The sequence below is a fragment of the Pseudoalteromonas sp. MMG013 genome (genome assembly GCF_018100885.1).
Lineage (GTDB): Bacteria > Pseudomonadota > Gammaproteobacteria > Enterobacterales > Alteromonadaceae > Pseudoalteromonas > Pseudoalteromonas aurantia.
The window spans coordinates 258872-274080 of sequence record NZ_JAGJEE010000001.1; the positions used below are offsets into that span (position 1 = coordinate 258872).

Annotated in this window: 13 protein-coding genes; 5 read left to right on the forward strand and 8 right to left on the reverse strand. The window is 39.4% G+C overall.

What is annotated here, in order from left to right; translation table 11 throughout:
- The first annotated feature begins 92 nt into the window (after positions 1-92).
- Together J8L98_RS01140 and rnd are read left to right on the forward strand one after the other, a co-directional pair.
- A complete protein-coding gene (locus J8L98_RS01140) occupies positions 93-1745 on the forward strand; it encodes an AMP-binding protein (RefSeq protein WP_210994905.1) in 1653 nt (550 codons plus the stop codon).
- 55 nt (positions 1746-1800) lie between these two features.
- Complete coding sequence (rnd, locus tag J8L98_RS01145; RefSeq protein ID WP_210994906.1) at positions 1801-2931, forward strand: ribonuclease D; 1131 nt, start codon at positions 1801-1803, stop codon at positions 2929-2931.
- A gap of 66 nt (positions 2932-2997) precedes the next feature.
- Here rnd and minE read toward each other — a convergent pair whose 3' ends face one another.
- From minE to minC, 3 genes are read right to left on the reverse strand one after another with little or no spacing between them, the layout of a single operon-like run.
- Positions 2998-3267 carry a cell division topological specificity factor MinE gene (gene minE / locus J8L98_RS01150; protein WP_210994907.1) on the reverse strand — a complete coding sequence of 90 codons (270 nt, stop codon included), beginning with the start codon at positions 3265-3267 and terminating at the stop codon, positions 2998-3000.
- Position 3268: 1 nt separating this feature from the next.
- Positions 3269-4078: a septum site-determining protein MinD gene (minD, locus tag J8L98_RS01155; protein WP_192509267.1), complete on the reverse strand. Its 810-nt coding sequence runs from the start codon at positions 4076-4078 to the stop codon at positions 3269-3271.
- A gap of 5 nt (positions 4079-4083) precedes the next feature.
- Positions 4084-4785: a septum site-determining protein MinC gene (gene minC / locus J8L98_RS01160; protein ID WP_192509268.1), complete on the reverse strand. Its 702-nt coding sequence runs from the start codon at positions 4783-4785 to the stop codon at positions 4084-4086.
- A 214-nt stretch (positions 4786-4999) separates the two neighbouring features.
- On the opposite strand from minC, the gene J8L98_RS01165 reads away from it, so the two are divergent.
- Positions 5000-5281, forward strand: coding sequence for a YcgL domain-containing protein (locus J8L98_RS01165; protein ID WP_210994908.1), 282 nt, complete (start codon positions 5000-5002; stop codon positions 5279-5281).
- Positions 5274-6290 carry a lytic murein transglycosylase gene (locus tag J8L98_RS01170; protein ID WP_210994909.1) on the forward strand — a complete coding sequence of 339 codons (1017 nt, stop codon included), beginning with the start codon at positions 5274-5276 and terminating at the stop codon, positions 6288-6290. Before J8L98_RS01165 ends, J8L98_RS01170 begins: the two co-directional genes overlap by 8 nt.
- Positions 6291-6367: 77 nt before the next feature.
- Here J8L98_RS01170 and J8L98_RS01175 read toward each other — a convergent pair whose 3' ends face one another.
- The 5 genes from J8L98_RS01175 to J8L98_RS01195 form a co-directional block, all read right to left on the reverse strand.
- The gene (locus J8L98_RS01175) at positions 6368-7366 is read right to left on the reverse strand and encodes a cytochrome d ubiquinol oxidase subunit II (protein WP_210994910.1); all 999 of its coding nucleotides are present in this window, start codon (positions 7364-7366) and stop codon (positions 6368-6370) included.
- Positions 7359-8702, reverse strand: a complete 1344-nt coding sequence (locus J8L98_RS01180; protein WP_210994911.1) for a cytochrome ubiquinol oxidase subunit I — start codon at positions 8700-8702, stop codon at positions 7359-7361. Before J8L98_RS01180 ends, J8L98_RS01175 begins: the two co-directional genes overlap by 8 nt.
- A gap of 16 nt (positions 8703-8718) precedes the next feature.
- Positions 8719-9264, reverse strand: a complete 546-nt coding sequence (locus J8L98_RS01185; RefSeq protein ID WP_192509273.1) for a MarR family transcriptional regulator — start codon at positions 9262-9264, stop codon at positions 8719-8721.
- 440 nt (positions 9265-9704) lie between these two features.
- Positions 9705-11372 (reverse strand): hypothetical protein, encoded by a 1668-nt coding sequence (locus J8L98_RS01190; RefSeq protein WP_210994912.1) that lies wholly within the window; start codon positions 11370-11372, stop codon positions 9705-9707.
- Between the two features lie 190 nt (positions 11373-11562).
- Positions 11563-12702, reverse strand: coding sequence for a Na/Pi symporter (locus tag J8L98_RS01195; protein WP_210994913.1), 1140 nt, complete (start codon positions 12700-12702; stop codon positions 11563-11565).
- Between the two features lie 374 nt (positions 12703-13076).
- Between J8L98_RS01195 and J8L98_RS01200 the strand changes: the two genes are divergently transcribed.
- Entirely contained in the window at positions 13077-15026 is a 1950-nt protein-coding gene (locus tag J8L98_RS01200; protein ID WP_247682390.1) for a sensor histidine kinase, read from the forward strand.
- Positions 15027-15209 lie beyond the last annotated feature (183 nt).

The window sequence follows — 15209 nt, forward strand, 5'->3', positions numbered from 1 at the left end:
TCTCCCAATTAGAGTATTTGCTCAATTGTTTATGTGCCTTATTTCTATTAAGGTAACGTATTAAAAAAATAAATAGAACACAGGAGCTAAGAGTGGAAAAAATCTGGCTAAAGCGCTACCCAAAAGGGATGCCTGAAACTATCGATCCAGAGCATTATAACTCGTTGCTTGAAATGTTGGATAAGAGCTTCACTGAATTCGGGTCTTTACCTGCTTATTCCAATATGGGGAAGACGTTAACTTACGAACAAATTGATGATGCAACTAAATCAGTTGCCAGTTATATTCAAAACGTATTGAAATTGGGTAAAGGTGACAAAATTGCGGTTATGATGCCTAATTTGTTACAAACACCTATTTCTATTCTGGGCATTTTGCGTGCTGGATGTACAGTTGTGAATGTTAATCCGTTATACACAGTACGTGAGCTTGAGCATCAATTAAACGACTCAGAAACAAAAGCAATATTTATTCTAGCGAACTTCGCAAAAACGTTACAAGACGCTTTACCAAAAACAGCCGTTAAACATATTGTGCTTACGGAAATCGGCGATATGATGGGTGGCGTCAAAAAACACCTTGTTAATTTCGTGGTCAAACGTGTTAAAAAAATGGTGCCTGATTTTACCTTACCAGCAACGATACCATTTGCAGATGTGGTGGCGGCTGACCCTAATTTATATACAGTACCGGACATATCACTTACTGACTTGGCGTTTTTACAATACACCGGTGGCACAACTGGGGTATCTAAAGGCGCCATGTTGACTCATGGCAACATGGTTGGCAATTTAGAGCAGGTTTCAGGGTGTTTGGACAAAGTGCTAGATAATGGTAAAGAAGTCGTTATTACCGCATTACCGCTTTATCATATATTTGCACTTACAGCGAATTGCTTGACGTTTATGAAGTATGGTGGACACAATATACTGATCACCAACCCACGTGATATGCCTGGTTTTGTTAAAGAATTGGCTAAACAACGCTTTACTGCGATTACCGGCGTAAATACACTTTTTAATGGTTTATTAAATACACCAGGTTTTGCTGAGTTAGACTTTTCCAGCTTAAAGATGTCACTTGGTGGGGGAATGGCTGTTCAGCGTCCTGTTGCCGAAAAATGGCAAAAGGTAACCAGCAGTAAGTTAATGGAAGGGTATGGTTTAACAGAATGTGCACCTTTAGTGACTATCTGCCCTTGGGACCTTGATGGGTATAACGGGTCAATTGGTTTGCCTGCACCGAGTACAGAATTAAAAATTATATTAGAAAGTGGTGAAGAAGCAGCCAAAGGTGAATCTGGAGAGTTATTAGTAAAAGGTCCACAAGTAATGGCCGGATATTATAACAGACCTGATGCGACGGCTGAATGCCTTCAAGATGGGTGGTTTTCCACTGGTGACATAGCCACTTATGACGATAATGGATTCTTTTATATCGTAGATAGAAAGAAAGATATGATTATTGTTTCAGGTTTTAATGTTTATCCAAATGAAATTGAAGAGGTTGTTGCAATGCACGATGGTGTGCTTGAAGTTGCAGCAATCGGGATCCCACACGAAGTCAGTGGTGAGCAAGTCAAAGTATTTGTTGTGAAAAAAGACCAATCATTGACAGAAAAGGATATAATTGGCCATTGTCGAGATAATCTTACAAATTATAAGGTCCCTAAATTGGTTGAGTTTCGTGAGGAGCTGCCAAAAACGAACGTTGGAAAGATACTTCGTAGGGCTTTAAAAGAGTAGGTAAGAAACCGGCATTAGCCGGTTTTTTTATGTACAAATTTCACTAGGAGTGAACGTGCAGTATCAGTTAATTACCACGCAAAACCAATTAAATCAGTTTGTTTCATCGGTGTCTAACGCTCCCATTCTTGCAATAGATACAGAGTTTATGCGTCGCCGCACGTTATATCCGGAAGTTGCCTTAATTCAAGTGTACGACGGCTCACATTTAGCGTTGATAGACCCTTTATGTGAATTAGATTTTACGCTGTTTTGGCATTTACTGCAGGATGAAAAAGTTTTAAAGGTTTTCCATTCGCCATCTGAAGATATAGAAGTATTTCAAAAGTTTGCAGGGTTTGTTCCTCACCCAATGTTTGATACACAGTTTGCGTTGCAGTTATTAGGTGAAGGTAATTGTGTCGGTTTTGCAAGTATGGTGAAAAAGCTTTTAGATGTTGAAATAGACAAAAGTGAATCAAGAACAAATTGGTTACAAAGGCCGCTAACCGAAAAGCAGCTTGATTATGCAGCAAGTGATGTATATTTTCTATTACCCTGTTTTGAAAAAATAGCAGAACAGATCAGTGAGAAGAGCTTGTTTGACATCATAATTCAAGAGTCACAATTAATTGCTTCTAAACGTGCATTTGAAGTGCCAGACGACCACGTCTATTTAGATATTAAAAATGCATGGCAATTAAAGCCTCGAGATTTAGCAGTATTAAAAGAGTTAGCAGCTTGGCGAAGAGCGAAAGCACAAAAAAAGAATTTAGCGCTCAGTTTTGTGTTGAAAGAGCTGAATATGGTAGAAGTTGCCAAGCGCAGGCCGACAACTTTAGTCAGTCTAAGAAACATACCGGGTATTGAACTGAGTGAGGTAAATCGTTCAGGCAAAGAGATTTTACAATGTGTTGAACGTGGTAAAGCAGTAACTGAGTCCAATTGTCCAGAAAAGCTATTAAGACTGATAGATTATCCAAATTACAAAAAAGCAGCGAAAGATATCTCTGCAATTATAAAAATGGTTGCTGTTGATGCTGGTATTCCCGCTGATGTATTCGCATCTAAAAAGCAAATAAACCAATTATTAAGCTGGAACTGGAAGAAAACAGCAGAAGAACGGGCAGTGTTGTTGAAACCTGATTTACTACAAAACTGGCGCTATTGCTATGTTAAAAAAGCACTATCTCAATGGGATGTGTAATCGATTACTTATCACTATGAAACAAAATTAAAAAGGCGCTCTATTAAGCGCCTTTTTAATGTGTTTCTATTTCTCGTCCTTAATGTCATCAGGTAAAGTTACATTAAGCTCTAAAACAGCTAAGTCATCTTCATTTTGTTCAAATTGAACATTAACTGCGTCTGAGTCAACTTTCACATACTTGCGGATCACATCAAGTATATCCTGTTTAAGCTGAGGCAAATAATCTGGTGTACCACGTTTGGAGCGTTCATGTGCAACAATAATTTGTAGGCGTTCTTTCGCTAAAGAAGCACTGCTTTTCTTTTCTGAACGAAAATAGTCAAGTAATGACACGTTAACCTCCAAATATACGCTTAAGTAAGCCTTTCTTTTCGACGGCTAAAAACCTAAAGTCAATCACTTCACCTAGCAGACGGCTGATCGCATCACTGTAAGCTTGTCCTGCATCAGACTCACTATCTAAAACCACAGGTTGTCCGGAGTTAGATGCATTTAACACCGCTGTTGATTCGGGGATAACGCCTAACAAGTCAATAGCCAAGATATCTTGAACATCCTCGACTGAAAGCATTTCTCCATTCTCTACTCTCGTTGGATTATATCGTGTTAAAAGAAGGTGCTCTTTAACTGGCGCCAAGCCTTGTTCAGCGCGTTGTGATTTGCTTTGTAATATACCTAAGATACGGTCGGAGTCTCTTACTGATGAAACTTCCGGATTCGTAGTTACAATGGCTTCATCTGCGAAATAAAGGGCCATCATTGCGCCAGCTTCGATCCCCGCAGGTGAATCACAAATAATGTAATCAAAACTTTCTTTCATCTCATTCAAGACTTTTTCTACACCGTCTCTGGTCAGAGCATCTTTGTCCCGTGTTTGTGAGGCTGGCAATATAAATAGCTTTTCAACACGTTTGTCTTTAATAAGTGCTTGATTTAGATTAGCTTCACCGTTTATTACGTTTACGAAATCGTATACTACACGACGCTCGCAGCCCATGATCAAATCTAAATTACGTAAACCAATATCAAAGTCGATTATGGCTGTCTTGTAGCCTTTTAAGGCAAGCCCAGTACCTATTGCAGCGCTTGAAGTTGTTTTACCAACGCCACCTTTACCTGATGTTACGACAATAATTTTTGCCATCTGAATTATCCTTTGACCAAAGCGGTAATTTCTAATGAATCATTAATTTGTTTTATTTGAGCAGGGTTGCCCCAATGTTCACCTTGGAGTGAATCACTGATCCAGTAACTGCCATTTATTGACACGAGTTCTGCCTCAAGGCGTTGACAATATATACTTGCTTCCTCGTACCCTTGTGCTCCTGCAATGGCTCTGCCACGCAGTGTGCCATAAATATGTATATTACCGTCGGCAATAACTTCTGCACCATGACTCACAGAGCCTAATACAATTAAGTCTCTGTCTTTCGCATAAATTTGTTGTCCAGAGCGAACAGTTGCCTGAACGATTTGTGCGGGCAAATAAATTTGCTTTTCTACGACTTCAGTCGCTGTTTGAGTTGGAGTAGTTGGTTTTATATCTTTACTATAGTTCAATACTGACAGTTTGGCTGATTTAGCTTGATTATGCTGTTGTTCAGTACCGTTACATACACCAACAGGATTCAGCTGTAGATCAGACAAGGTTGTTTTCAGTAATGCAAAGTCAACCTCTACCTCTTGGATTTCAGCAAGATTGACAACTATGGGTGCACCAAAAAAGAATTTTGGTGCTTGGGAAATCTTTTCATCCAGTTCACTTCGTAATCGTGCAATGTCAACGGAGAACAAGTGTAAAACAGAAAGAGTAAATAAGTTTCCTTTTAACTCAAATATTTGATCTGACATAAGCGCTCTAATAACTATACAAATTCAAGAAAGTTCAAAAGGGAACACGTTAGAGTTTTGTAGATCTTTTACAAACGGACCTATGTGTTACTTTATAATAGTATTATTGTTTGGCCCCGTATTTAATACGTCTAAGCGTCGCAAAACTTTCCAAATATACTGTCTGTCATGGTATAGTGCTGATTAGACATAAGCAAGAAATTATGGGTGTATAATGCTTACTGCTGTATATAAAAGTTCAAAAAAAGCCGATACCTATCTTTATATAGAGAAACGTGACGATTTTAGCAAGATCCCTGAAGCATTGATGGATATGTTTGGGCTACCTAAGTATGTCATGATGTTTGACTTATCAAAACGTGAAAAATTAGGCTTCGCTGATATAGTATTGGTTAAGGAAAAGTTAAGTGAAGATGGTTTTTACTTGCAAATACCACCACCAGAAGAAAACTTACTGGATCAGTTTAAGGCTCACAACGGAGTAGAAAGTGATTAAGACAATTTCACTATTATTGGCATCAGTTGTTTTATCAACAACCAGTTATGCTAACACACAAGAGAAGTTTGATCTGTATGTCAATGCCCTAAAACAAGAAGCGCAGCAAAAGGGGTATGAGCAATCTTTGATTGACGAAGCCTTCGCTACGGCAAAGTTTAAAAAGAAGGTGATTAAGGCGGATAAAAATCAACCTGAAGTAGTAGAAACATTAGAAACGTATTTACCTAAACGTGTGCCGCAGTGGAAAATAGACCGCGCCAGAAAATTGTATAAAAAGCATCAAGTAGAACTTGAGAAAATAGCACAAGAATTCGGTGTTCAGGCTCGTTTTATCGTCGCTTTATGGGGACTAGAAAGCAACTTTGGCCGCATTCAAGGGGGTTATTCAGTGATTAGCTCACTTGTCACATTGGCATTTGATGGGCGCCGAGAAGCATTATATAAACGTCAGTTATGGGCTGCATTAGATATATTAAAAAACGGACATATCTCATTAGAGAAATTTAAGGGTTCTTGGGCTGGTGCGATGGGTCAAACTCAGTTTATGCCGACCTCTTTTAATGCATATGCAGTTGATTATGATAAAGACGGACGAAAAGACATCTGGACGACAGAACTTGACGCATTTGCCTCAATCGCGAATTATTTAAAACAAGCTGGCTGGAACGACGATTTAACTTGGGGGCGTCAAGTGAAACTTCCTGAAGGGTTGAATAGTGAGTATGTTCTAAAGCGTGGAACTAAGACACGTAAACAATGGCTAGAGTATTGGAAGGATTCGGAACGTTCGCTTGCTAAGTGGCAATCACTGGGGTTGCGAAAAGCAGATGGTACAAATCTACCTTTAGTAGATATTACAGCAGCTCTTGTCATGCCTGATGATATCAATGGCAGAATGTATCTGGCATATGATAATTATAAAGCACTGATGCACTGGAATCGTTCCTATTATTTCGCAACAAGTGTAGGTTACTTATCAGATAGAATTGCTTACCCTAAGATTTAGTAGGGGAATAGATAAAAAAGGCAGCCCTCCAACAGGTTGCCTTTTTGTTTGCGCTAAATATACCTCTACGTGAATAATTAATAGTATGAAAGAGGTTGTACTTTCCCCCAAAAAACACGATATGAAAAAATCGTGTAAGTTATTATGGTAGGTACGACGATTGCGACGCCATACAACAAAAAGTTGAGTGATTCAGGTGCTGCAACGGCTTCAAATATGGTGAGTTGTCCCGGAACAACAAAGGGATAGAAGCTGTATGTTAAGCCAAAAAAGCACAGCCCAAAAATGACAGCCGAAATGATAAATGGTTGCCAAGCTCTTTTAGTTGGGGCTAGTACTAACCGTTTGAGTGCTTTATCTTGAATAAAGAACAAACTCAAGCATAACAGTGGTACACAAAGCAGTAAGGTAAATAGGTTAGACTCGAACCAACGAGTATATACGTCATTGTTTATTAAGGGGTTAATGATAGAAACCGCGATGACACCCAAAAACGTGATCCGTCCTGCTGTTTTACACCATTGAATAGCCTTTAATTGTAGTTCACCTTCCGTTTTTAATATTAACCATGCGGATCCAATTAATGTATAGGCGGCGACAACGCCAGCGCCACTAAGCATGGCAAATGTAAATGATACGACCGTTGTCTCAAATGACATGACATATAAACCAAGCATAAAGCCTTGCATAAACGCACTAATGATCGATCCAGCTTTGAAAATAGTATCCCATAGCTGTTTTCTTTTGGTTTTCGCTTTCGCCCTAAAATCGAATGCGACACCACGCAGTATTAAGCCTATGAGCATGATTGTGACAGGCAGATACAAAGCTTGGAGGATAATACTATGTGCTGTTGGGAAAGCGATAAGCGCAAGGCCAACAGCAAGCACAAGCCAGGTTTCGTTGGCATCCCAAAAAGGCCCAATAGAGGCGATCATGGTATTTGCATGTTCATCATGTTTTGTTGGTAATAGAATACCTACGCCTAAGTCATAACCGTCTAAAATAGCATAAACCAAAATGGACAGTGCCATTAAGGAAGCATAGATATAAGATAACATTTCAGGACTAAGCATTGGTTACCTCTGGCATTGTTGAGTAGTCATACTCTTCGACTTGAACGGCTTTGTCGGCCGTATAAAATAAGGTTTTAATGTAAACGACGAGCAAAACAAGGTAAGTTAATAAATACGCGGCAAGAGAAATAGCAACGTTGCTCGATGGCACTAATGTTACCGCTTCTTCCACGGTGAGAATGCCAGAGACTAGGTAGGGTTGACGGCCTATTTCTGTTACATACCATCCAGCAAGTGTAGCTATCCAACCAGAGAAACTCATGTACACGAGTAATTTTAATTGCCAACTGTTTAGTTTTTTATTTCGCCATAAAGTAAACCGACTATAATACGCAACAATGATCATTAGCATACCAATGCCAACCATTATTCTAAAGCCAAAAAATACGGGTTTAACGGGCGGGTGTTCGCCTTGAAACTCATTTAGCCCCTTGATTTCTCCGTCTAAGTCATGGGTCAAAATTAAGCTAGCTGCTTTGGGTATTTCGATGGCAAAATCATTACTACGTGTGTGTTCATTGGGAATAGCGAATAACACTAATGGTAGGCCTTTTTCAGTTTCCCAAGCACCTTCCATTGCTGCGACTTTTTGTGGCTGGTGTTCAAGTGTATTCAATCCATGGAGGTCACCGACAAAAATTTGTAATGGCGCAAGTATGGCTGCAACTGTCAACGCAACTTTTAACGTGACTTGTGGTGCATGTTTGTCATCCTTTTTGAGCAATCTATAACTACTTACGCCAGCGATTAGGAAGGAAGCCGTTAAGCCACTCGCCAACAGCATGTGGAAAAATCGGTAGGGAAATGAAGGATTAAAAATGACCGCAAACCAGTCTGTTGGATACACAATGCCATCACGTAATTCAAATCCTGCCGGAGTCTGCATCCAGGAGTTCAATGACAGTATCCAAAATGCTGAAATAGTAGTACCGACGGCCACAACAATTGTGGATAGGGTATGAACTTTAGGGGAAACACGCTTCATTCCAAAGAGCATGATGCCCAAAAATGTGGCTTCCATGAAAAATGCGGTTAGCACTTCATAGCCCAATAATGGACCAGCAATGTTACCGACTTTTTCCATAAAACCGGGCCAGTTTGTACCAAATTGAAATGACATGGTAATGCCACTGACTACGCCAAGCGCAAAGGTTAGGGCAAATATCTTGACCCAAAAACGGTAGGCTCTTAGCCAGACGGGGTGTTGGGTCAAATCATATCGTATTTTAAAAAATACCAAAAACCATCCAAGCGCTATGGTTATGGTAGGAAATAGAATGTGAAAACTAATATTTGTTGCGAACTGGATCCGAGATAGTAATAATGTATCAAGCATGACGCACCTCTGCTTTTTACGATTTTCTAAGAAGCTTATCTTTTAAATCAATGACTTTACTGACAGATGAACCTAATTTCATTAAAGATTGAAGTTGTTCAGGTGATAAGCGTTGGAGTTCAGCTGACCATTTAGTGACGGTTTCCAAAAGGTCATGAATAGATTGCATTTGGTCTTGGGCATACTCCTCTTCGGGTGTGTTGGCGTTATCTAAAATTTGGCCTCTTAATAGAGTAAGTGTTGGATCTATTTCTCTTTTTCTACGTTCTTCAAATACTTTGTTTGCAAGGTCCCAAATAGACCCGTTAGGTGAATAGTACTCTTTACGGTCCCCAGGAATGTGATGAACTTTCACAAGTTGCCAAGATTGCAACTCTTTGATCCCCATACTGACGTTGCCACGGCTGATTTTTAGTGCTTCAGCAATTTCATTAGCTGTAAGTGGTTTCTCATGAATGACGAGTAGCCCAACCATTTGCCCAATTGTCCGATTGAAGCCCCAGCGACTACCCATTTCACCGCAATGAAGCACGAAATTTTCTATTTTAGGAGATAAAATCATAGTTATTAAACTTTCAGTAATTATTGAAACTTTAATATATAGGGACATTTGATTTGGATCAAGCTTTTAATGAGGATATTTTAATCAAATAATAACAAGATTGATAAGTTGTTTTATAGATGCTGTAACCTTTTGTTTTAAATTGAATAAAAATATTAGTGAGTTTGATATTAAGCTTAATAAGCGTCTAAAAGGAGTGCTATATTTTTGTCCTGATTTGACTTTGAAATGGCGATAGCCAAAAGCTATCCTAGTAATTAGTTCAGGTGGTGTTGGGTTAAATTGAAGGTCTGTGACTTTGGAGCACATTCAATTTAATCACAAGTTATTGGCGTTAAGGGCGGTTTGGGCCTAACAGGTAAGCCCAATGTGCTGTTGTTACTTAGGTGAATACTTCTAAGAAGTGAGCGCCTTGTTATTCAGGGCGCTACTTTAAAATATCAATTCATCAATAAGTGTTGCCAAACAGCTGTTAACCCAAGTGCATGTGCTAAAGTGCCGGATTTTTCCATTTCTGAATAACAAGATTGAATATTTTTCTCCTCGTTGATACCTATATATTTTAACACGGCCTCTAAGTTGTTAGCTGTGTCTTGATTATATTGATACTCAAACATAGGTATTGAACTTTTGCCAAAAAAATGACCAAAACCAAACCGAGACGCAAGGCCTGGGTAGCGTTGAAATAACGTGAGTCCCTTGTTTAGTGGTTTTGACGTTTTATCCCAGTTTATGGCGCCGAGCTTTGGCGATAATTTACAAATCGCTTTTCGATGAAATGCACTACTGACTTTAAAGTTCGCTGGCAACGAGCCTATCGCAGATACGACCTCTGGGGACAAAAATGGGTGGGTTCGATTGTAGTCTTCATCTAGTAACTGTTGACCTGCAACAACCATTCTTGCAGCCCGAACTTTCAAATAGAAATTATCGGCAAATTGTGCTGCACTATAGCTATTATCATTCAACGCTTGGAGTAATTCACGTACTTGCGCCTGTAATTGTTCAGCGTATTCAGGAAATAATTCAAAAGCCGTACGGGCTGTTTTTCCATATTCTTCGGTGATATAGCGCTCAACTCTTGGCATTGTTAAACGGTTTAGGCATTTCAGACCGAAAGCTGAAAAACCAGGCATTCCTCGGTCATAGTAAAAAGCTCGATATGTTTCTGCACCTGTACCCGTCAATAACGTGTGGTTTTTTGTGGCGGCGACAAGAGATGCATCAATTAATGCGTGTGCATGGTGGATTGGCACTTCTCCTTGTCCGGCCAGCGCAATCCGTTTACTATTTTCAATTGTGACATTTCCTGCCAAATCTGAGCTGGTATAAAGTTTAATATTACACACACTTGCAAGCTCAGCAGCAATTTTTGCATCTGCACTGTGCTTATTACCGTAGCATAAAGCAGGTAGTTTCATATTCAAAGCTTCGCAACAAGCAAGAATAAGCCGGGAGTCAAGACCGCCAGAAAGGGAAAGCATTGGGTTTTGACAGTTGTCGATGCTTGCTCTGACAGATTCTACAACGGCTTCTACAGCGTCACTAAAGTTTGTTGTGCGATTAGCTGCTTCACTTAAAGTCCCTGTTTTAAGCTTGAACAGTCGCTCAGAGGATAACGATAAGGAAAATGTTGAACTTGCGCTGATGTGGTGAGTATTTTCTAAAATGCTCATTTCATTAAAGAGTTGACCAAAGGTCAGCATGCATCGCATCGCATTAGAATTTAAAGCAATGGGGCGACCTAACATTTCCACTAAGGCTTGACGGCTTGATGAAACGATAATGTTGTCAGTATCTTGATAGAGAAAGACCGGAAATAGACCGTATAGATCAGCACCAGCGTAAATAGTTCGACTCAGTAAATTTATAAATAGCCAACTTCGACCGGCGACGGTCGGTTGTTGATTTTGTTGAACGCTATGCCAAATTTCTCGGTCGCGCGCCTGCTGTGCGACATCGCCCCAAATCAACAAGTGACCACACTCATTTTTCATTTGAACAACAGCATGAGCGTCGCCATTGCATGTCACGTCAATATCATAAAATGACTTTGGCAGAGTCGCTTTTGAATGTTCTAGGTTAAACTTAACGCTTAATTGTGACATATCAGGGTCCTTCAGAGACAAGAGTGATATGTTTTTAAAGCAGTTAATATACCAACAAATGACCAAAATAAAGCTTATATTAATTAGAAGGTTAGCTTTATGTATGACAGGGAGACGCGGTTAAGTTTGCAATGTGCAAACCAATATGAAAAAAGCCAGCATAGTGCTGGCTTATTAACAATTGATTGTTTTAGCGAACTGCCATCATAATGAGTCCAGGTACGATAAAGAATGAACCTAAAACGTATCCAAGCGCGGCAGGTTTGTTGTTAGCGCCTATTTTAGCGAGTTTTTCTGCCATAATCAGTGGCAACTCACGTAAAGTTGGGATCCCATATATTAGCGTTACCGCAAATATATTAAACATCACGTGTACTAGGGCAATAGTTAAGGCAACCTCGGCAGCAGCTCCCGAAATAGAGGTTGCAGCAAGCAATGCAGTGATAGTTGTTCCTATATTTGCTCCTAATGTAAAAGGATAGATTTGTCGTGTATTAAACACGCCACTACCGGCTAATGGGATCATTAAACTCGTTGTTGTAGAAGATGATTGAACCATAATAGTCACCGCTGCACCTGAGGTGATACCCGCGACTGGACCGCGACCAATCGCACTGTGTAGTAATTCTTTTGCAGTGCCAACTAACGCTTTTTTAAGCAACTTCCCTAACGTGGTTACGGCAAATAGGATCAGGGCAATACCAATGACGACCATTGCAATACCAATGGCTTTACCATCGAGAAAGCTCACGGTGTCTTTAATTACATTAACCGCAGGTTTAACAAGAGGTTTTATAAAGTTATAACTTTTAAGGGATAAATCAGCATCGCCGACAAATAAATGCGATAGACTTTCAGCAAGTTTTTGTAACATGCCAAACATAATTTCTAAAGGTAGGAATATAGCGACTGCCAGTAAGTTAAAAAAGTCGTGTACCGTGGAGGCAGCAAAGGCGCGCTGAAACTCTTCTTTTGAGCGAATATGGCCGATTGAAACCAGTGTGTTTGTTATGGTGGTGCCAATGTTTGCACCCATTACCATAGGTATAGCGATACTAATTGGTAAACCACCAGCTACTAAGCCAACAATGACGGATGTTACCGTAGAGGATGATTGCACAAGTGCGGTGGCTAATGCGCCAAGGAGCAAAGCAACAAATGGGTTAGTTGCAAATTCAAATATTTCTTTTGCACCAGCGCTACCGCCTGAAGCAAGTTTAAATCCACCACTGACTGTTCCTACCGCAACGAGTACTAAATAGACTAGAAATGCGATTGCTGCCCAATTGGTAGCTTTTGAAAATAACGAATTTTGGTTTGATTCACTCATTGTATAGTCTCAAGTGTATGTCTAGCTCATTAATTAGGCTAATATGACGTTTTTATTTCGAGGTGATTAGAACATTGAAATATTACAGAAATATTTCAGTGTGATTAGAAATTCGGCGAATGGCAAAAAGTACTGATAAATTGATTTCGATAACTCTAATGAAAGTGCGAGTTTTAAATTTAAGGTATTGATATTAAATACCTTAATATACAGTTTGGTTACAGAGGATACACTATACCTATTTACATTACTTTACAAAGCTGCAAAGGAGGGGAGCCGGAAATTGCAAGTGCTTTAAATGAGAATGCTTCTCCATATTCTCTACATTTTTTAAGATTAAGCTATTGTTAATCAAAGAGAGAATTGTGACTACAATGAAGCTAGTAAATCTACTCCTGTTGCTAATGTGTACAAATTTGTTTGCTCAGGATGTTAAATTAACACTCACCAATAAACAAGTAGTCTATTCTGTAAAACCCAGTGCGCTTCATTATAACGATTTTTCCGAGATCATTACGTCGAAACAACAATTTATTGATCAACCGCAGTTGTTATCTCCTTTCAATTTAGAACAAAAAAAACCCCATAACCAGCAGTACGATCGGTGGCTTAAAGTCACAATAGTCAATGATTCAGATACGGCATTATGGTATCTCTCATTTGGATTTGCACGCTTACCAAGACTTATGGTGTATTGGGAAGATACACCGGATGATGCGCCTTTATATAAGCTGACTGAAAGTAGTTCTTTCTATGAACGGCCGGTGTTAGACCCACAAACCTATATCCCCATAGAACTGACCTCAGGGGAAACCAAAACGCTATATGTCAGTTACCAAACATTTGCCAATGCACCAGCCAATATCCGTATTCATAGCGCTGAACATTACTTGAATACATCACAATCCAGTTTGTTGACTAACGCAGCACTAGTTGGAGTAATTGCAGCAATTTTACTGATTGTCGTTGTTAATTTGTCATTTAATTTGAATATGACGAATGTATTTTATGCTATTTGGACTCTATTGTTTTTAGCCATCGTCGTCGATATGGCAGGGTTTTCATATCAATATCTTTGGCCTCAAAATGGGCTCTTTGCAGGTCAGTTTTCAATTGCGTTGATGGCCATTGTACCAATATTCCATTTGTTATTCGTACGCGGCTTTTTACAGTTACAGCATCACCATTCAGTATTGAACAGTATATATATTATTGCGATTATTGTGTATTGCCTGCTGGTGCCCTTAGCGCTCTATATTGAAACGGTGTACTACAACTTATTAACAAGTACATTTATTATTCCACTGTTTGTGTACACATGTATTTGGGCGCTAAAGCAACAAGCCCCAGGGATCCGCGTTTTTTCATTGAGCCTATTCAATCATGTATTGTTTCTTAATGTACTAACGATAATGGGCGCGAGTTATGGCAACGTATTCGATGTCTTTGAAATTGCCAGTTACATTAAAATAGGCTATTTAGTTGAGGTTTGTTTGTTTACAGTTGCCATGGCAATTCAACATAAGTCAGTTCAAAAGCAGCTTGTATTTCAGTTACAAAACCAAGTTAATTCGCTCAATCAGACTGTTGCATTTGAAAAGCGTACATCTGAGCAGCAAAAACAAGACATCAAGAAACATGAAGCGCAATTGTTTACGGATCTATCTCACGAATTAAGAACACCTCTTACGGTTATGAAAATTCAGGTGGAGTCATTGCAGCACAATATCGTTGATAACGTTCATGATTCATATACTAAACTGATGGATAAAATTGATGAGCTAAATCAATTTATAAATTCATTGATGCTTGTCACAACTAAGGGGGATATGCATAAGTTATTGAAGGTTGAGTCGGTTTCCTTGAGGCCTTTTATTAATGAAGTCCATCAAGAGTGTCAGCATTTAGTCGATATGCGTCATCAAAGCTTGACGTTGCATAATCACCTTAATTCTATCGACAGTCTGAACTTTGACTCCTCAGCATTAAAAAAAGTCATTATTGAGGTGGTAAAAAACGCATTGCGTTTTGGTGGTAAAAATGTCGAAGTGGAATTGAGCTTTGTTGAACAGGTTGAAGGGATTATCATCAGAATAGAGGACTCAGGAACACCGTTGACCTATGAAGCTCACCAACAGCTTTTCCAACCGCTTTATCGCCAAGAAGCATCTCGCAGTGCGATGCTTGGAGGCAAGGGTATGGGCTTGGCAATGTGTAAAAAAATAATAGAAGCGCATCATGGTAAAATCGGTTCTCACAATAGCTTACTAGGTGGCTTGTGCATTGAACTGATATTACCACGTAGAATTGCTTCTGCAGCGTAACCGATCATAACGTATAAGCCGTTTTCCTTTACAGGGTAAAACTCCAGGTTCTCGTACATCAAATACAGCATTCATTACTTAGCGAGAACCCTACTTTATTGATCACGTACATTGGGTGCTTTATTTATGGGGGGAATGAATTGGTATTTGGTTTGTATGTGATGGCTTTAATGTGTTTCATGA